Below are 18,043 nucleotides of genomic sequence, written 5' to 3' on the forward strand. Positions count from 1 at the left end.
CATCACAACACCCCTTCAACCGACAGGTGTTGCAATCACCCCCTGAACCCGCCGGTGGTTAGTCGCCCCGAACCGGTTTGGGGTGGTTGGTGGGTTGCGGGTTGTGGGCGGTGGAGCTGGCGCGGGGGGTGAGGGTTGGGGGTACGAGCGTGAGCTCGGGGACGGGGCTGCCCTCCAGTTTGGCGATCAGGGACAGTACTGCCTGCTCGCCGATCTCTTCGGCCGGGATGGTGACGGAGGACAGCTGCGGGACCTGGCGTTCGGCGACGTCGTCGGCGGAGATCGCCAGCACCGACATGTCCTCCGGAACCCGGCGCCCCAGGCGGCGCAGGACATCGAGCAGTGGGCCGATGATCGGCTCGTTCTGAACGACCAGGCCGGTGATCCCGGGATGGTCGTGCAGGAGCTGCTGGACCGTCTGGAGCACCGCGTCGAAGGTGTGCTCGCACGGCGTCTCCACCCCGAGCACACCGCGCCGCGCGGCCGCCTCGGTGAAGCCGGTCAAGGTCCGTTGCGCGAAGCCGGTCTGCCGCTCGTACACGGCCGACGGCGTGCCGAGCAGGGCCAGCGAGTCATGCCCGAGGTCGGCCAGATGGTCGACGCAGAGGGCGCCGGCGGCAACGAAGTCGAGGTCGATACAGGTCAGCCCGGCCGCCTCCGCCGGGTACCCGATCAGCACCGACGGCAGCGGCAGATCGCGCAGCACCGGGACCCGCTCGTCGTTCAGCTCGACATCCATCACCACGAACGCGTCCACCAGCGAGCTCTGCGCGACCCGCCGCAGCCCTTCCGGTCCCTCGTCCGCGGTCAGCAGCAGGACGTCGTGGTCGAACCGCCGCGCGGTGGTCACGACCGCGGTGGCGAACTGCATCATCACCGGCACGTGCATCCCGGTCCGCAGCGGTATCACCAGCGCGAGCACGTTGGACCGCTGACTGGCCAGCGCGCGGGCACTCGCGTTCGGCCGGTAGCCGAGCGCGCGGACACTGCGCTGGACCCGGTCCCGGGTGTCAGGAGAGATCGTCCGCTTCCCGCTGAGCACGTAGGACACCGTGCTGGTCGCCACTCCGGCGTGCCGCGCGACGTCCGCGATCGTGACCATCGTGCTCTCCTTCATCACTGCTGATCGACGCAGCATCACTGCTGATCGACGCAGCATCAGGCCTGACTGAGTCAGTTCTACCCCAATCGAAGCGCTTCGACCCGCCGGCGCGACCGGGTACGCCGAACCGAAGCTGGCTGCAGGCGATGCCGAGGAGGACCAGGGTGAGGCCGAGGAGCTGGCGGCCGGTCAGCTTGTCGCCGGAGAGCAGGACGCCGAGGAGTACGCCCGTGACCGGGTTGAGCAGGCCGATCAGGCCGACGGTGGCGGCGGGGAGTTTGCGGAGGCCGGTGAACCAGGCGGTAAAGGCAAGTGCGGTCGCGACCAGGCCTACGTACGCGAAACCGGCGATCGCGGGACCGTCCAGCCGGGGTGGACTGCCCTCGATGGCGATCGCGAACGGGATCAGGACCAGACCGCCCGCGACCAGTTGCCACGCGGTCGTCGCGAGTGGACCCGCGTCCGCCCGGCCCCACTTCTTGGCCAGCACGTAGCCGCCGGACGACATCACCAGCGCGGCGACCGACGCCGCCACGCCGCGGAAGTCGACGGCGACCGATCCAGCGCCGAGCAACAGTACGACGCCGGCGATCCCGGCGGTCGCGCCGGTGAGGACGAGCGCGGCCGGTCGTTCGCCGAGCAGGCCCCAAGCGAACAGGGCGAGCGTGAACGGCGACGCGGACATGATCGTCGCGGCCAGGCTGACCGGGAGCAGCTGGGACGCGACGTAGATCAGCGCGAAGAACGCGCCCATGTTGCAGACGCCCAGCAGCAACGACCGCCACCACCAGACCCCGTGCGGGAGCCGCCGCGCCAGCGCGAGCAGCAGCAGACCCGCGGGCAGTGCGCGGAAGACGGCCCCGTACAGAGGATGTCCGGCCGGCAGGTACTCGTGGGTGACGAAGTAGTTGGTGCCCCAGGCGATCGGCGCGATCGCGGTGACCAGGCTCCACCGGACAGTATTTTCCATGGAAGACATTGTATCTTCCCGGGAAGATATAAGCTGGCCGGTGTGACCGAGGACCATGTCGCCAGGATTCAGGCCCAGTGGCGGATCGAGCGCCCGGACGTCGACACCAGCCCGCAGGGCGTGATCGGCCGGTTGCATCGGATCGCGAACCAATTGACCGGTGAGTTGACGCTGCTGTACGAGAAGTTCGGCCTGTCCGAAGGCGAGTTCGACGTACTCGCCGCGTTGCGCCGCGCCGGATCGCCGTACGAGCATGCGCCGGGCGAGCTCGCACTGCACACGATGGTCACCACCGGTGCGATCAGCAAGCGGGTCGATCGGCTGGAGGAAGCCGGGCTGGTCCGCCGGCGCCGCAGTGATGCCGACGGCCGGGGGCGCGTGGTCCGGTTGACGCCGGCCGGGCGCCGGTTGTTCGACAAGGCGTTCACGGCCCACATGGCCAATGAACAAAGGCTTCTCGAAGTCCTGACTCCGGATGAGCGGGCGCAACTGGAGCGGTTGCTGACAGCCTGGCTGGGCCGGCTCGAATCCTGACCGCGCGTGCCTGGGCCCTCACTGCGAGCTGAGAATCGGTAAGAAATCAACGTCCGGCTGAGAATTCTCGTCGCCCCATGCAACATTCCAACCTCCTGAAACATCTAGACAGTACAGGGGAGTTTTCTGGTCGGTTCGTGGACGGCGGCGGAGGGGCTATGAGCATGGTGGGGAAGTTCCCCGGTACTGACATCGCGGTGATCGTGCCGTGTTACAACGAGGCCGCTGCGGTCGGGAAGGTGGTCCGCGAGCTGCGCGAATCCTTGCCGACAGCAATGATCTACGTGTACGACAACAACTCGACCGACGACACCGCGGCGATCGCCACCGCGGCCGGCGCGGTGGTGCGGCACGTTGCCCAGAAGGGCAAAGGCAACGTTGTCCGGCGCGCGTTCGCGGACGTCGAGGCCGACGTGTATTTGCTGATCGACGGCGATGATACGTACGAGGCGGCGCGCGCGGCGGATCTGGTCGAGGCCTTGCTCAAGGGGCCGTACGACCATGTGGTCGGTGTCCGCAGGCATTCGAACGAGGCCGCGTACCGGCCCGGGCACACCTTCGGGAACCGGATGCTGACCGGCGCGGTCGGCGCGCTGTTCGGCCGCGAGATCACCGACATGCTGAGCGGGTATCGCGCATTCTCCCGGCGATACGTGAAATCTTTTCCAGCTTTGTCGCGCGAATTCGAGATCGAGACGGAGCTGACCATTCATTCACTGCACTTGCGGATCCCGGTCGCGGAGGTCGAGGTCGGGTACAAGGAACGTCCGGCCGGCGGCGAGAGCAAACTGCGCACCTATCGCGACGGTTCGCGGATTCTGCGCTGGATCCTGCACCTGGCCCGGGTCGAGAAACCGACCTTGTACCACGGTGTGCTGGCCGCTCTCTTCGGCGTGATCGCGCTGGCGCTCGGCGTGCCGATCGTCGTCGAGTACCTGCAGACCGGCCTGGTGCCGCGATTCCCGACGGCCGTGCTGGCGTCCTCGATCGGCCTGGTCGGGATCTTGATGCTGGTGCTCGGCTACCTGCTCGACGTGGTCGGCCGCGCCCGGCAGGAGGCGGCGCGACTGAGTTACCTCAGACATCCCGCGCCTTCCCAGCTCCTGCAATCACCGGCCCTCGCGCTGGCGTCCGAGCCGAGCCGGCCGACGGAGTGATCCGCCGACTCGCCGCCGGCCGGCGACTGCACGTGTCCGTCCCGGCCGCCGTGGCGGCGGCCCTGACCTTCGTCGTCAGCGGAATCATCCGCGGCACCTATCCCTTCGGCGACCGGCCGCGGAGCACCAACGACCTCGGCCAGCAGTTCGTCCCGATGTACGCGCATCTGCGCGACATCCTCACCGGTCAGGCGCCCGGCGACCTGATCTTCAACTGGTCGAGTGGTTTCGGCGTCCCGTTCCTCGGCGACTCGATGGCGTACGTCGGATCGACACTGTCCTGGATCGTGCTGATCCTTCCGCGCGACCAGGTGGACCTCGCGCTCTTCCTGGTCGATGTCGCGGCGATCGGTCTGGCCGCCGGTGCGATGGCGACGTACTTGCGGTGGTTGCGCCCGGCCGGACCGTTCTGGCTCGCGGTGATCGGCGGCGTCTCGTACGGTGCGTGTGCTTGGGCGATCGACGACGGCGCGTACATGAGTGTGTGGCTGAACGGGATGGTCGCGTTCCCGGTGATCTGCCTGTTGTGCGAGTGGATTCTGCGCCGCCGGTCGATGCGGTCGCTGCTGGTGACGCCGTTCGTGATCGCACTGCTGTGGACGTCGCATTTCTATACCGTGTACATGGCGACCATCGGCGCCGCGATCGTCGTCATCGCGCGCATCCTCGCGGACGACGCGGCCGTGTCCTGGCGTGAGCGGCTCACCGGCGCGGTGCGCTGCATGCTCGCGGTCGGGCTGGGGATCGGGCTGGCGGCACCGTTGCTGTTGCCGACGTTCGACTCGGTCAGCGCGGCCCGGCCGAGTCCGGATGTCGCGTTCAAGCCGATCGACACGCTCCTTTTCCTCTCCCGGTTGCTGCCCGGCAGCGAGGGCGTCGGGTCCACCCCGGGCCTTGCGGTCGGTACGTTGATGTTGCTGCTGGCAATCAGTTTCCCGTTCAACCGGGCGATCGCGGCCCGGGAGCGGATCGTCTGGACCGTGGTCGTGCTGCTCACCGTGGGCAGCATGCAGGTCCGGATCACGCATGAGGTGTGGCACGGTTTCGACACCCCGAACGGCAGCCCGTTCCGGCAGGCGTTCGTGATCGCGGGGATGCTGGTGATCGTCGGCTGGATGTCGGTCGCGTCCGGCGTACGGGGCCTCCTGGTGGTGACGGCTCCGCTCGTACTCGTCGGGCTTCTGTACGTGCTGACGTGGAACGTCCGTACCATCACCACGACCACGCACCGAGTCGTACCGCTGCTGGCCGTCGGCGCTTTGATCGTGTGGCTGATCTTCCGGCGACCGCTTCCGGTCGGCCTCCGCCGTGCTGCGGCCGCGCTGCTGGTCGGTGCGGTGCTGGTCGAGGTGACGCTGTCGTCGGCCGCGATCGACGCGAAGCGCAGCAAGATCCTCAGCGCGAGTGCGCCGTGGGGCGACACGCACGCCGCGATCCGTTCGCTGGTGCAGGCCGCGGATGATTGGCCGAACCATCGAACCGCGCCCGGCGCCGCGCTGACGGTCAACGACCCGATGCTGATCGGCGGACAAGGCCCGCAGTACTACTCGAGCACGATCCCGGACACGGTCTCGGCCCAGTTGCTGAGTCTCGGCTTCGGGTACAGCTCGTACGGCCGGGCGACGGTCGATCCGCGGAACCCGGTGGTCGACGCGATCTTCGCGATCGGCGCGCGGGTGGTCAGCGATCCGGCGACCGGGGCGCCGCGGCTGGAGAAGTACGACAGCGCGCCGCTGGTCACCGTACGCCCGGCCAAGGCCTGGTCGTCGCGGGACCCCGGCCCGTTCGGCGTTCAGGAAACCGCGCTCGGCGCGGATGTCTACACGATCCCGAAGCTGCGGGCGGCGCCGAGTCCGAACGCCACCGTTTCCGACCGGAACGGCGCGATCACCATCGCCCCGGTGGCGGGTGCGAAGGTGCCGATCCAGACCCGGTTGACCGGGCAGTGCGCGCCTGGCTCGGAGGTCTGGCTGGCGGCGCCGACGACCGTCGGTGAGGTCGCCGTCGCTGGGCTGGGTTGGGCGCCGATCCTGCGGCCGGTGTCGAAGAGTCCGGGCATCTACAGCGGCGCGCCGATGATCCGCGTCGGGACAGTCGGTGCGGACGGTGCCGTGAAGGTCGACCTGCGGGTCCCGGCGCGTACGCGGCTGCCGTCCTCCGCCGTCGGCTGCCTGCATCGCGACAAGCTGACCGCCGCGGTGCAGCAGCTCGGCAAGCCGGCCGAGGTGAAGGTCGGCGGGCACAGTATCGACATCCGCCTCAACCCCGGTACGGCCGGTTCGGTCGTTGCCGGCGTGATCCGGATCGAGGGCTGGCGGTGTTCGGTCGACGGCGCTGCCGCCCGCGAGCCCGGCAACCGGGCCGGGCTGCTGGCGATCCCGGTTTCGGCCGACTCGTCGAAGGTCTCCTGCAGCTACCGCCCACCCGGCGCCCGCTTGGGCCTGCTCCTTGGCGCTGCGTCCTTGCTCGGGCTCGCCCTGCTGGCGGGTGGTCTGCTGTACATCCGGAGACGGCACGCCTCGGAGCGAGTCCTGCCGGACTGACCGGGTGGTGGTGGGTAACCTCGCGCAGACCGGGTCGGCCGACCAGACCCGGGCTGTCGCCAGGTGCGCCGATAGGAGATGATGCCCACCGTGACCGGACCACAGCGCGAGCTCACGCGGACTCCGTCAGCGGCCGATCCGGCCGTGGCCGGGCTGACTGTCGGGCTCGGCGGGCCGTCCGGGCGGTTCGCCCGGCTCAGCTCGTCGTGGTGGACGCCGCTGCGGATCGCGCTCGCGGTCTGCACGATCACGTTCGGTCTCGGCGTACTGCAGAAGGCTCCGTGCATGGAAGCCGGCTGGGACCGGCAGAGCTGGCGGCCGTTCAAGGCGCTGTGTTACTCCGACATCGGGTTCCTGTACCAGGAGCGCGGTTTCGCCGAGGGCAATCGGCCGTTCCTGGACACCGGCAACTACCCAGTACTCGAGTACCCGGTGCTGACCGGCGGGTTCATGGAGGTCGCCGCGCAGATCACCTGGGTGATCACCGGCGACCCGAAGAAGGACGTGACGGTCGAGCAGAAGCGCGACACGGCCGGGGTGTTCTTCCTGGTCAACACCGTGCTGCTGTTCCTCTGCGCGCTGGTCATCGTCGGGTTGACGGTGGCGACGGCGCGTGGCGTCGCGCGCAAACCGGGCGCGGCCCGTGGGCAGCCGCTGGACGCGCTGTACGTGGCAGCCGCGCCGGCGCTCACGCTCACCTCGACGATCAACTGGGACTTGTTCGCGGTCGCGCTCACCGCCGGGGCGATGTTCGCCTGGTCGCGCGGGAAACCGGTGTGGTTCGGCATCCTCCTCGGGCTGGGGACGGCGGCGAAGTTCTATCCGTTCCTGCTGCTCGGGCCGCTGCTGATCGTCTGCATCCGCGGCCGGAAGTTGTGGCCGTGGTTCCAGGCGCTGGTCTCGACGGCAGTCGCGTGGGCGTTCGTGAACGCGCCGATCTACCTGCTGGCGAAGAACGAGTGGCTGTCGTTCTGGCAGTTCAACGACGAGCGGGAGAGCGATTACGGCTCGATCTGGTACGTCCTGAAGCTCGCCAAGCACGAGGTCGCGGACGTCAACCAGCTGAACATCGTGATCTTCGCGGGGCTCTGCCTGTCGATCGCGATCCTCGGCCTGATGGCGCCTCGGCCACCCCGGTTCGCGCAGCTCGCGTTCCTGGTGGTGGCGGCGTTCCTTCTGATCAACAAGGTGTACTCACCGCAGTACGTGCTGTGGTTGCTGCCGTTGGTCGCGCTGGCCCGGCCGCGGTTGCGCGATTGGCTGATCTGGCAGGCGTGCGAGTGCTTCTACTGGATGCTGGTCTGGATGCATCTCGCCCAATTCCTGGCGCCCGGCAACCCGGACGTACCGGACCGGATCTACTGGCTGTCGGTGATTCTGCGGATGGCCGGCACGCTGTGGCTGATGCTGGTGGTCGCGCGCGACATCCTGCTGCCGGAGAACGATCCGGTCCGGCAGGGCGACCTGGTCGACGATCCGTCGGACGGCGTCCACCCAAGGCGGCGGGGCAGACTTGCCACGGCGTCGGCAATGTCTACTAACTAGATCATATTTCGAGACAAAGATCGCGGGCGGTCGCGGGCGATCTACCGTCGGTGTCATGAGGCCGACGCTGACCGTGATCGTGGACCCCGCCGACCGCTGGATGAGCCGGGCCGCGTGCATCGGCCAGGCGCCTTCGTACGACGAGACCGCGCCCCGCTGGGAACAGCGGAAGGCGCGGGATCTCTGCCTGCGCACCTGCCCGGTCCTGGCCGAATGCCGCGACTGGGCCCGCCGCACCAAGTACACCGGCACCGCCGCCGGCGAAACCCTCCTCCACGGCCGCCGCCGAGGCCACCCCAACTCCGCCGCCAGCTAACCCTTCCACCCCACCTCAGGGGTCAACCCCCGCCCTGGTGCCCCACCGTCTGAGGGGTCAACCCCTGACGTGGGCCGCCGTCTCAGGGGTCAACCCCTCAGATGGTTCCTTGACCCCTGGCATGCAGGTGGGCAAAGCCACCAGCTGAGGGGTTGGCCCCTGAGATGGTTCCTTGACCCCTGGCATGCAGGTGGGCGAACCCACCAGCTGAGGGGTTGGCCCCTGAGATGGTTCCTTGGCCCCTGGTATGCGGGTGGGCGAAGCCACCAGCTGAGGGGCTGGCCCCTCAGACGGTTTTGGTGGCGGTGGGGGTGGGGTGGAGGCGGGTGGTTAGGGCGGTGGCGAGGTGGGTGGCGGCGGTGGGGGATTGGGGGAGGAACAGGTACGGCTCGATGAGGTCGATTTCCATCAGCAGGAAGCGGCCGTTGACGACGACGCCGTCGACCCGGGCGTACAGCGGGGTCGGGCCGGCTGCGGACAGTGCGGCTTGGGCAGTTGCCAGTACGTCGGCGGGCGGGTCGGTGGGTACGACCTGGCCGCCGTACGTCTCCTGGACCCGGTAGTCGCCGGCCGCCGGGCGCTTCACCACCGCGTGGCTGAACTCGCCGTCGAAGAACAGCAGCGACCACTCGCCCGCGGACTGGATCTCCGGCAGGAACGGCTGCACGAGGTACACCAGGTCGGGCAGCTCGGCGAGCGCCTGGTCGAGCTCCGGCGAACCGGCGAGGCCGCGTACGGTGTGCAGCGCGTTGCCGCTGACGGTCGGCTTGATCACGATCTCCTGACCGGTCAGCCCGGCCACGACCTCACGCAGGCAAGCACCCGCCGCGACCTGGGACGGAACAATCGCCACACCTTGCTCACGCAACTCCAGCAAGTACTGCTTGTCGCTGTTCCAGCGCACCTGCTTCGTGTCGTTCAGCACCAGTACGCCGGACTTGTCCAGGAGCGCGAGCCATTCGGTGAACTCGTCGTAGCGCAGGAAGTAATCCCAGACCGTACGCAGCAGCACCGCGTCGTACGCCGACCAGCTGACCGACGGGTCGGTCCAGACCTCGACGACCGGGTCGAGTCCGGCGGCGCGCAGGGCGTCGAGGAGCGGGCGTTCATCCGGATGCAGCTCGGCGAACCCGGCCGAGGTCGCGATGGCGATGCGTTGTGTCACGCTCGCCAGTGTTCGTTGCCGATGGCGGTGTGGTCAAACCTGATTTGGCAACAATCCGGCGACGGAGCGTGATCGCGATCACGACAATCGCGAGGGCGGCGAGGTGGATCAGGCCCTGGCGGGTGGGGTGGCCGAAGCTCGCGTACGCGAGGTAGGCGGCGAGTGGGACGGCGAGCCATTCGGGGCGGTGGGCGAGCGCGGCCAGGGCGATCAGCGGGAGGCCGTACCAGGGGTAGGTCGGGGTGGCGATCAGCAGCGCGGCCCCGTAGAGCCAGCAGCAGGTGAGTGCGATCGGGTCGCGGCGGGTGCGGTGGAAGGCGAGGGCGGCGAGGGCGATCGCGAGTACGGCGGCGGTCAGCTGGCGGGCCTCAGGAGGTAACAGGAGCGCGAGAATCGCGGATCTTGAGCTGCCGTCCTGGAACCCTTCCTGGTCGAGGTAGCCGGGCAGGAAGCCGAGCACAAGGATGCCGACGGCAAGGATATGGGGGAGGTAAGTCGCGATGAAGGTGCTTAGGGCAACTATTGGCCTTCGGTGGCGGAAGGCAGGGAGCAGTAGCAGTGGGAGCAGCTTGACGCTGCCGGCCGCGCCGAACAGGATCGCGGCGAGTTTCGGGCGGTGGGCGGTGGTGATGACGGCGGCGGAGATGAGGAGGGCGGCGAGGACGTCCACGTGGGCGGCGTTGGCGGCCTCGATGGCAACGATCGGTGACCAACCCCACAAGGCGGCCCAGCGCGGGTTCTGCACGGCGAGTAGCCAGGCGAGTGCGATCGCGATCAGTGCGGCGGCTATTTGAAGTCCTCGGGTGCCGGCGGACCAGGGCGTGACCAGCGCGACCACGGTGAAGTACGCCTCGGCGACTGGTGGGTAGATGGTGGGGACGCCTGGGCGGTTGATTCTGGTTCGCGGGTCGTCGACGGGGAGTTGGGCGGGGTTTTTGGGTACGCCGGTGACGCCTGATTTCTGGGTGGGGGAGAGGCCGGGGAAGAGGATGTTGTCGCGCAGTTTCGCCAGTGAGTCGTCGAGGGGGACATGTGCGTACGGGGAATGGCCGGAGAGCTGCACTCGTCCGTCCCAGACGTACCGGTAGGCGTCTGTGCTGGTGATAGGTGCTTGGGTCAGCCCAGGTACCTGGCAAAGCACCGCCACAATCATCACCGCACCCACGGACAATCCCCGCCCAAATTTCCACACCATGCCCGCAACCATCAGCGTCGCCACCACTAACACCAGGTTTGCCCACCAGTGCGCGCCTGCAGCCACAACTACCCCCGCAGCCATCACAAGTGCAGTGGCACCCGCCAGTACGCCACCCCACGGACTGCTCGGTGAGGTGCTGCCAGGGCCGGAACGCAACGAGCGCGCGGTTGTGCTTCGCGTCAGTTGGCGGAGGCGGCGGCGCACCGAGTGGAGAGTTGGCACGCGACGGGCGATGCCGTGCACAAGCTGACCAGCACGGCGGCAGGTCGTGCCTGGCGTCAGTTGGCGGAGGCGGCGGCGCACCGAGCGGACGGTCGGTACGCGACGGGTGATGCTGCGCACAAGCTGACGCGGGCGTTGGGTGAGCGAGCGGCGGGTTGTGCGGTGCGTGAGCGAGCGGCGGGTGGTGCAGTGCACAAGGTGACGCGGGCGTTGGGTGAGCGAGCGGCGGGGTGTGTGGTGCACCGGGCGACGGGTTGGGTCGCGTGGTGGGTGGGGTTCGGGTGGGGTTTGCATCAGCTGGTTCGGCGGAGGGTCAGGAAGGCTCGGTGCGGGGTGCGCCAGTCTTCGATGGGGTGGAGGTTGGTGTGGTGGGCGTGGCGGATCAGGGCGTGCGTGCCTACTCTTGCCCAGGGCAACGGAGTGGAGCGGCGGCCGGTGGTGCTGTGCAGGACGATCGGCGCGGCTTCGTCCAGTTCGTCGTCCGGGTCAACCTCGACGAGGACGAGACCGTCCGGCCGGACAAGTTCGGCGCACCGACGCAGGAGTACGCCAGGCGCACCACCGATCCCGATGTTCCCGTCCATCAGCAACACACTGCCCCATCGCCCCTCGCCGGGCAGCGGGTCTTGTACGGGACGATGCAGCGCCGCCGCCCCGCGAGAAGTCGTCAACGAAACCGCCCGCGGCGACACATCCACCCCAAGCGCCGCAATCCCACGCTCAGCCAGCGCGGTGACGATCCGCCCGGGACCACATCCGATATCCAGTACCGGCCCCTCGCACCGACTGAGCGCGAGCCGATCCACCTCATCCGCCGGCGCGCTCCATCGATCCAGCTCCGACAACGACGGCACCGCGCGCCCATCGATGCCGGTAGCAACCACCCGCGCCGTACCGCCCAGCGCCTGCTCGAACAACGCCCCCGGATGCGCCGCATGCTGCAACCGCCGATGCAACCGCGACACCCGCAACCCCGGGAACTCCGCCGCCAGCCAAGCGGCATCGCGCGGCGTATCCATATCCCGCAACGTCGGCAACATCCGTACCCGCAACCCCAGCGCCAGCAACCGCCGTAACTGATCCCGCCCGGTGTGATCGGTCGACATCGGTACGCCGAGCAACGCCCGCCGATCCGGCTTCAGGAGCCCAAGGCACCAATATCCACCGTCCTCGGTCAACCCCAGCACCGCGTCGTACCCGGCCCAGCGAAATCCGAGCAACTCCGCCCGCAGTTGCGGAGTGTCCATCCCGACAAGCAACATCGGCGTACCGTCGTACACATCCTCGAACGCCCCGGCCAACCGCTCATCCAGCCCGCCGCCCCGCTGCCCGACCACCTCGAAACCAGTCGGCAACCAAGACCCCGGATCACCCTCCAGTACGACAACCCGCCGCGCCGCCGGTGCCCTGCGCACCGTACTCAACGTGTCGACCAGCGAAGCCCGCGCCAACGCCGCCGCCTCCACCGCGGTGAACTCACTCTGCAACCGTGTCTTCACCCGCCCAGGAACAGGCTCCTTCGCAAGCACAATCAACGTCCCACCCGTCACCGCCTCCAAACCTCCACCCCGCCCTGCTCCTCCGACCCGGCTTGCCCCTTCGACCCGGCTTGCTTCTTCGACCCGGCTTGTTCCTTTGGGCTGGCGTGCGTTGTCGGCTCGGTGTGCTTGTTCGGGCTGGCATGGGTTTTCGGAACGGCTAGGACCTTCGACATGTCCAGTACGGCCCGCGCGGCGCCGAGTGGCGTACCTGTCACCTTCGAACGACCCGAGCGCGGCAGATAGTCGACGTCGACCTCGGCGATCCGCCAACCGGCGTCGGCCGCGCGGACCACCGTCTCCAGCGGATACCCGGACCGGCGATCCGTGAGCGCGAGATCCAGTAACGCCTGTCGACGTGCGGCGCGCATCGGCCCGAGATCGTGCAGTGCGACGCCGGTCCGGCGCCGGATCCGGCGGGACAGTTCTGCGTTGGACAACCGCAGATGCCACGGCCAGGCCCGCCACGACACCGCGCGCCGCCTCCCGACGACCAGGTCCGCGCGACCCGCGAGGACCGGCGTAGTCACCCGCACCAACTGCCTGGGATCGAGCGACGCGTCCGCATCCATGAACGCGACCACGTCCGCCTCGGCCGCCTCCAGTCCGGCATGGCACGCGGCCCCGTACCCCTTGATCGCGCATCGCACCACAGTCGCCCCGAGCCCGGCCGCAACCTCCGCGGACCCGTCAGTCGAACCGTTGTCGACGACAACAGCCCGAACGCCCGCCGGGAGCCGTTCGAGAATCCAGGGCAGGGCGGCGGCCTCGTTCAGGCACGGGAGCACGACATCGACTGACACCCTTCGACAGTACGAACGAACCAGCCCCCGCGGCGCCCCACCACGACTACGGCTCGCTTACGTCGTCGGCACAAACGACCCGGGGGTTTGGGGCGGCGCGGCAACGGGATCGCTTACCCGGTTCGCCGCGTACGAAGCGGGTCCGTGGAGGCGCGGCGCGACTACGGGGTCGCTTGGGCCGCCGGTGTAAACGAACCCGGGGGTTCGTGGCGGTGGCGGCGGGGGCTCCGATGTAAATGAACGGGGGTTCGTGGCGCGCGGCGGGGCTCCGGGTCGCGTACGTCGTATGCGCGTAAACGACTCGGGCTTCTAGCAGCGCGGTGCGGCTGCGGGGCGCGTACGCCACCGGGGTTTCTAGTGGTGCGGTGCGGCTGCGGAGTGCGTAGGCTGCCGGGGTTTCTGGTGGTGCGGTCCGGTTGTGGGCGCGTACGCCACCGGGGGTTCTGGTGGTGCGGTGGCGTTGTGGGGTGCGTATGGCGGGTGGGGTTTGTGGGGGTGTGGTGGGGCTACGGGTTGCTTACGGCGGGCGGTGTTGTGGTGGTGGTGCGGGCTGGTGGCGGCCGGACGATCTACGCTCTGAAGGTGGCTACTCGTGTGCTCGTCGTCGATGACGACCCGACCGTGTCCAACGTCGTCTCGGCGTACCTGACCAAGGCCGGGTACGACGCCCGCGTCGTGGCCGATGGCGCGTCCGCGGTCGAGGTCTGGCAGCAGTGGAAGCCGTCGGTGGTCGTACTGGACGTGATGCTGCCCGGACTCTCCGGTCTCGACGTACTGCGCCGCATGCGCGCGGCCGATGACGGCGCGGCCGTGATCATGCTGTCCGCGCGTGGCGAGGAAGAGGATCGGCTGGTCGGGCTGGAGGTCGGCGCGGACGACTACGTGGTCAAGCCGTTCAGCCCGCGGGAGCTGACGTTGCGGGTACAGGCGATGGTCCGGCGCGAGGAGCGGCTGGCCGGGCTCGATCTGACGCCCACCAAGTTGAGCGCCGGGCCGGTGATCGTCGACACGGCGGCGCGGCGCGCGTACCTGAATGACGACGAGTTGTCGCTGACGCATCGCGAGTTCGATTTGCTCGCGTACCTGGTGGCGCACGCGGGCAAGGCGTACACCAAGGTCGAACTGCTCCGCCGCGTCTGGGGCTGGGACTTCGGCGACTCGTCGACCGTCACGGTGCATGTCCGGCGGCTACGAGAAAAGATCGAAAGCGACCCGTCCGACCCGAAACTCGTCCTCACGGTCCCACGCACCGGCTACCTGTTCGCCGCCGACACCAAGCAAACGCCAACCCCGTCATGAACACCAACACCCCGTCGAACACCCGCCCCCTGGTGAACGCCAGCGCTCTGTCGAACGCCGGCGCACTGGGGACAGCCGGCGCTCAGATGAACGCCAGCGCCCTGGGGGGGAGCCGACACCCTCATGTACGCGGAGGCTCTGGTGAACGCTGACGCTCCAGTGAACACCGACACCCTCGCGAACGCTGGCGCGCTGGTGCAAGCCGGTGCCCTGGTCGGGGCCGGTGCCTGATGAATGCAGACACCCTCGTGAATGCGGACGGCCCGAGGAACGCTGCCGCGTTGGCGAATGCCGGTGCCCTGGTGAAGGCCGGTGCCGTGGTGAACCCCAACACCCTCGTGAATGCGGGCGCTCCGAGCAACGCTGAGGCGCTGGCGAAAGGCCTTGCCCTGGTGAAGGCGGGTGCCCTGGTGAACGCCGACACGTTCGTGAATGCGGGCGGTCCGAGGAACGCTGCCGCGCTGGCGAAAGCCGGTGCCTTGGTGAAGGCCGAGGCCGTGGTGAAGGCCGGTGCCCTGGTGAACCCCAGCACCGTCGTGAATGCAGATGCTCTGAGGAACGCTGACGCGCTGGCGAACGGTGCGCCGGTGAACGGGGGGCTGGCGAACGGAGCGCTGGTGAAGGCCGGTGTGGTGGTGGGAGGCGGTGCTCGGGTGGGTGCGGGCTGGGTGATGGACGGCGGCGTGTTGATGAATGACGGCGGCTGATGAACAAGGACATGTTCACGATCCTGGCGCTGACGACGCTGTGGACGTTGGTGGTGGCCGCGGGTGGGGCGGCGGCGTTGTGGCGGTTCCGTGGGCGGTCGTTGCGGATCACCATCATCGTCGCCGCGTTGGCGCCGTTGGTGGCCGCGCTGGCGGCGGTGCTGCAGAGCGTACGGGCGATGTTCATTTCGGCGCATGACTCGTGGGTGGTGCTGTGGACGCTGGCGTTCGCGGCGTTGCTCGGGCTGGCGATGTCGGTGCTGCTGGGGCATTGGATCAGTGCTGGTTCGCGGGCGGTCGGGCGGCAAGTGCGGCAGCTCGGCACCTCGTACGAGCCGCTGGAGGGTGCTGGTGGGACGGTGCCCGCGGAGCTGGCCGAGCTGACCGATGAGCTGGAGATGACCCGGAAGAAGCTGGCCGCGTCGCATGACCGGGAACGTGCGTTGGAGGCGAGCCGGCGGGAGTTGGTCGCGTTTATGTCACACGATCTGCGTACGCCGCTGGCTGGTTTGCGGGCCGTGTCGGAGGGCCTCGAGGACGGGGTGATCGACGATGTTCCGGGGGCGTTGCGGCAGCTGCGGTCGACTGTTGACCGGATGACTGGGTTGGTCGATGACCTGTTCGAGCTGTCGCGGTTGTCGACGGCTCCGCCGCCACGGCGACGGTCGGCGGTGAGTTTGCGGGAGCTGGCTGAGGATGTCGTGGGGGAGAACGGCGAGCATGCGCGGGCGGAGGGCGTGCGGCTGACGGTGGCGACGCCGTCCGGCGAGGACCGGCTCGCGGTTCAGGGCGATCCGGATGAGCTGACTCGCGCCGTCACGAACCTGGTTGGTAACGCGATTCGCCATACCGCGGCCGGCGGGGAGGTGACGGTCACCGTGGACCGGGGGGCGGACGGCCGCGTTCGGCTGGCGGTCAGCGATGGGTGCGGCGGGATTCCCGCTGCCGACTTGCCGAGGGTGTTCGACGTGGGGTGGCGCGGTGACGCTCAACGCACCCCGGAGCCAACGTCCCCCGTCAGCAGCACCGGCGTTGTGGTCTCGGGTGGTGCAGGCACAGGCCTTGCCAGCACAGGTGGAAGCGGCACAGGCGGCGCCCGCCTAAGCGGCACCGGCACAAGCGGCACAGGCGATACCGGCACAGGCGGCACCGGGGCAAGCGGTGTCGGCGTAAGCGGCAGCGGCGCAAGCGGCACCGGCACGAGCGGTGTCGGCGCAGGCGGCAGCGGTGTAAGCGGTGTCGGTAGTGGTGGGGGCGGCGGTGGTGCGGGCGGCAGGCGTGGGGCCGGTGGTGGGCTGGGGTTGGCGATTGCGCGTGGCGTGGTCGAGTCCCATGACGGCACGATCGGCGTCACCAACACCCCCACCGGCTGCACGTTCGAGGTTGCCCTGCCGGCCGGGTGACCCACCTCAACGGGTCGAACCACGCGCTACAGGCGGGGTGACACAGCTGCGCTCCTCCGGTGCTCGCGGTGGTGTGGCGGTCGATGCGCTTGGTGCTGGGCTGCGGCGGTGAGGTGTACAGGGGCGGCTGCGGCGAACTCTGGCGGGTCATTTGCGTGGTGAAGCCATCCCGGCTGTTAACCGGCTGACTGGTACCGAAGAACGGGTAGTGGTCCGGCTAGGACCGCCGAAAGCGGGTGCTGCACGCTCAGCATCCGGCGGAGGTGACCACCACTACCCGTCCTTCGGTACGCGAGGGGCGGATCTGCACGCCATCACAACGCTCGGTTACCGGCACCTGGGGCGCTCAGCGGTTGTGGCCCGCTTGGGTTGTGATGGCTTGAGATCCGCTCGGTGTGCTGTCTGGGACGTCCGTGAGCAGGTCGCGTAGGCCGGTGGTGAGGGTGTGGGCGGGGGTCCAGGGGAGGTCCGCGCGGAGGCGGGCTGAGGAGGCGGTGATGTGGCGTACGTCGCCGAGGCGGTATTGGCCGGTGATCACCGGGGGTGGACCGTTGTAGATTGTTGACAATCCTGTGGCGAGGTCGGCGATGGTGTGGATGGTGTCGGTGCCTACGTTGTAGGTGGTGAAGGGTGGCTGGCCGGGGAGGGCGGTGGCGGCGGCGGTTACGGCGGTGGCGATGTCGTGGACGTGGATGAAGTCCCGGCGTTGACGGCCGTCCTCGTAGACGCGTGGTGCTTCGCCGCGGTCGAGGGCCGAGCGGAAGAGGGATGCGACTCCGGCGTACGGGGTGTTCCGCGGCATCCCGGGGCCGTACACGTTGTGGAAGCGGAGTGCGGTCACCCGGCCGCCGGTTTCGCGGGCCCAGGCGGCGGCGAGGTGCTCGCCGTGGAGTTTGGTTGCGGCGTACGTGTTGCGCGGATCGAGTCGTGCGTCCTCGGTGACCAGGCCGGGGGAGAGCGGTGCGTCGCAGTGCGGGCAGGGTGGTTCGAACCGGCCGGCGTCGAGGTCTTCGGTACGGCGGGGCCCTGGCGCGACTTGGCCGTGTACGGGGCAGTCGTAGCGTCCTTCGCCGTACACGACCATCGAGCTGGCGTATACGAGTCGACGGACTGCGCCGAGGGATTTGAGCAGTACGGCTGTGCCGAGACTGTTCGACGAGACGTAGTCGTCGATGTCGTCGAGGTGTACGCCGAGACCGACCTTCGCCGCTAGGTGGATGACGGTGTCGATGTGCTCGACGGCGGCGGCTACCGTGCCGGCGTCGCGGATATCGCCGACAATCAGACCAGGGCGGGAGTCGGGTCGCCGTTCGTGCACATCAGGGCGGAACGAGTCGAGCACCACCACATCGTGGCCCTCAGCAACGAGCTGTTGATGCACCCGCCGCCCGATGAACCCCGCGCCCCCGGTGACCAATACCCTCATTTCGCTCCCGCTCCCGCTCCCGCTCCCGCTCCCGCTCCCGCTCCCGCCGCTCCTGCTCCCGCCGCTCCTGCTCCCGCCGCTCCTGCTCCCGCCGCTCCTGCTCCCGCCGCTCCTG

At 68.8% G+C, this 18,043-nt stretch carries 16 protein-coding genes; 8 read left to right on the top strand and 8 right to left on the bottom strand.

Features of this window, described 5'->3' with window-relative positions:
* Positions 1-58: 58 nt before the first annotated feature.
* Positions 59-1,102, bottom strand: a complete 1,044-nt coding sequence (locus tag ABD260_RS27965; protein WP_344238091.1) for a LacI family DNA-binding transcriptional regulator — start codon at positions 1,100-1,102, stop codon at positions 59-61.
* Positions 1,011-2,072 (bottom strand): EamA family transporter, encoded by a 1,062-nt coding sequence (locus tag ABD260_RS27970; protein ID WP_344238093.1) that lies wholly within the window; start codon positions 2,070-2,072, stop codon positions 1,011-1,013. Before ABD260_RS27970 ends, ABD260_RS27965 begins: the two co-directional genes overlap by 92 nt.
* Before the next feature lie 42 nt (positions 2,073-2,114).
* Here ABD260_RS27970 and ABD260_RS27975 point away from each other — a divergent pair, with 42 nt between their 5' ends.
* From ABD260_RS27975 to ABD260_RS27995, 5 genes are all read left to right on the top strand, one after another.
* Positions 2,115-2,606, top strand: a complete 492-nt coding sequence (locus tag ABD260_RS27975; RefSeq protein ID WP_344238095.1) for a MarR family winged helix-turn-helix transcriptional regulator — start codon at positions 2,115-2,117, stop codon at positions 2,604-2,606.
* 158 nt (positions 2,607-2,764) lie between these two features.
* Positions 2,765-3,763 (top strand): glycosyltransferase, encoded by a 999-nt coding sequence (locus ABD260_RS27980; RefSeq protein ID WP_344238097.1) that lies wholly within the window; start codon positions 2,765-2,767, stop codon positions 3,761-3,763.
* Positions 3,760-6,306, top strand: coding sequence for a YfhO family protein (locus ABD260_RS27985; protein ID WP_344238099.1), 2,547 nt, complete (start codon positions 3,760-3,762; stop codon positions 6,304-6,306). Before ABD260_RS27980 ends, ABD260_RS27985 begins: the two co-directional genes overlap by 4 nt.
* 81 nt (positions 6,307-6,387) lie before the next feature.
* On the top strand, positions 6,388-7,851 hold the full coding sequence (locus tag ABD260_RS27990; protein WP_344238378.1) for a glycosyltransferase family 87 protein: 1,464 nt from the start codon (positions 6,388-6,390) through the stop codon (positions 7,849-7,851).
* A gap of 55 nt (positions 7,852-7,906) precedes the next feature.
* Positions 7,907-8,167 carry a WhiB family transcriptional regulator gene (locus tag ABD260_RS27995; RefSeq protein ID WP_344238101.1) on the top strand — a complete coding sequence of 87 codons (261 nt, stop codon included), beginning with the start codon at positions 7,907-7,909 and terminating at the stop codon, positions 8,165-8,167.
* A 286-nt stretch (positions 8,168-8,453) separates the two neighbouring features.
* On the opposite strand, the gene ABD260_RS28000 is transcribed toward ABD260_RS27995, so the two are convergent.
* Genes ABD260_RS28000 through ABD260_RS28015 form a run of 4 tightly spaced genes read right to left on the bottom strand, consistent with a single transcriptional unit; the run spans position 8,454 to position 13,093 of the window.
* A complete protein-coding gene (locus ABD260_RS28000) occupies positions 8,454-9,332 on the bottom strand; it encodes an ATP-grasp domain-containing protein (protein ID WP_344238103.1) in 879 nt (292 codons plus the stop codon).
* The gene (locus ABD260_RS28005) at positions 9,274-11,046 is read right to left on the bottom strand and encodes an MptA/MptB family glycosyltransferase (RefSeq protein WP_486327069.1); all 1,773 of its coding nucleotides are present in this window, start codon (positions 11,044-11,046) and stop codon (positions 9,274-9,276) included. Before ABD260_RS28005 ends, ABD260_RS28000 begins: the two co-directional genes overlap by 59 nt.
* Entirely contained in the window at positions 11,046-12,251 is a 1,206-nt protein-coding gene (locus ABD260_RS28010) for a DUF2064 domain-containing protein (RefSeq protein ID WP_344238107.1), read from the bottom strand. The genes ABD260_RS28005 and ABD260_RS28010 overlap by 1 nt, the downstream gene beginning before the upstream one ends.
* A gap of 47 nt (positions 12,252-12,298) precedes the next feature.
* A complete protein-coding gene (locus ABD260_RS28015; protein WP_344238109.1) occupies positions 12,299-13,093 on the bottom strand; it encodes a glycosyltransferase family 2 protein in 795 nt (264 codons plus the stop codon).
* 582 nt (positions 13,094-13,675) lie between these two features.
* Here ABD260_RS28015 and ABD260_RS28020 point away from each other — a divergent pair.
* The 3 genes from ABD260_RS28020 to ABD260_RS28030 all read left to right on the top strand — a co-directional run bounded on the left by ABD260_RS28020 (position 13,676) and on the right by ABD260_RS28030 (position 16,502).
* Positions 13,676-14,392, top strand: coding sequence for a response regulator transcription factor (locus ABD260_RS28020; RefSeq protein WP_344238111.1), 717 nt, complete (start codon positions 13,676-13,678; stop codon positions 14,390-14,392).
* Between the two features lie 230 nt (positions 14,393-14,622).
* Positions 14,623-15,099: a hypothetical protein gene (locus ABD260_RS28025; protein ID WP_344238113.1), complete on the top strand. Its 477-nt coding sequence runs from the start codon at positions 14,623-14,625 to the stop codon at positions 15,097-15,099.
* Positions 15,099-16,502 carry a sensor histidine kinase gene (locus ABD260_RS28030; protein ID WP_344238115.1) on the top strand — a complete coding sequence of 468 codons (1,404 nt, stop codon included), beginning with the start codon at positions 15,099-15,101 and terminating at the stop codon, positions 16,500-16,502. The genes ABD260_RS28025 and ABD260_RS28030 overlap by 1 nt, the downstream gene beginning before the upstream one ends.
* A 346-nt stretch (positions 16,503-16,848) precedes the next feature.
* Here the strand turns inward: ABD260_RS28030 and ABD260_RS28035 are convergent, their stop codons facing one another.
* Together ABD260_RS28035 and ABD260_RS28040 are read right to left on the bottom strand one after the other, a co-directional pair.
* On the bottom strand, positions 16,849-17,928 hold the full coding sequence (locus ABD260_RS28035) for an NAD-dependent epimerase/dehydratase family protein (RefSeq protein ID WP_344238117.1): 1,080 nt from the start codon (positions 17,926-17,928) through the stop codon (positions 16,849-16,851).
* Positions 17,861-18,043 (bottom strand): hypothetical protein (locus ABD260_RS28040; protein WP_344238119.1); only part of this gene is annotated, 183 nt, incomplete at its 5' end. The genes ABD260_RS28035 and ABD260_RS28040, both read right to left, overlap by 68 nt.

The sequence above is a fragment of the Kribbella hippodromi genome (assembly GCF_039531045.1).
Classification (GTDB): Bacteria; Actinomycetota; Actinomycetes; order Propionibacteriales; family Kribbellaceae; genus Kribbella; species Kribbella hippodromi.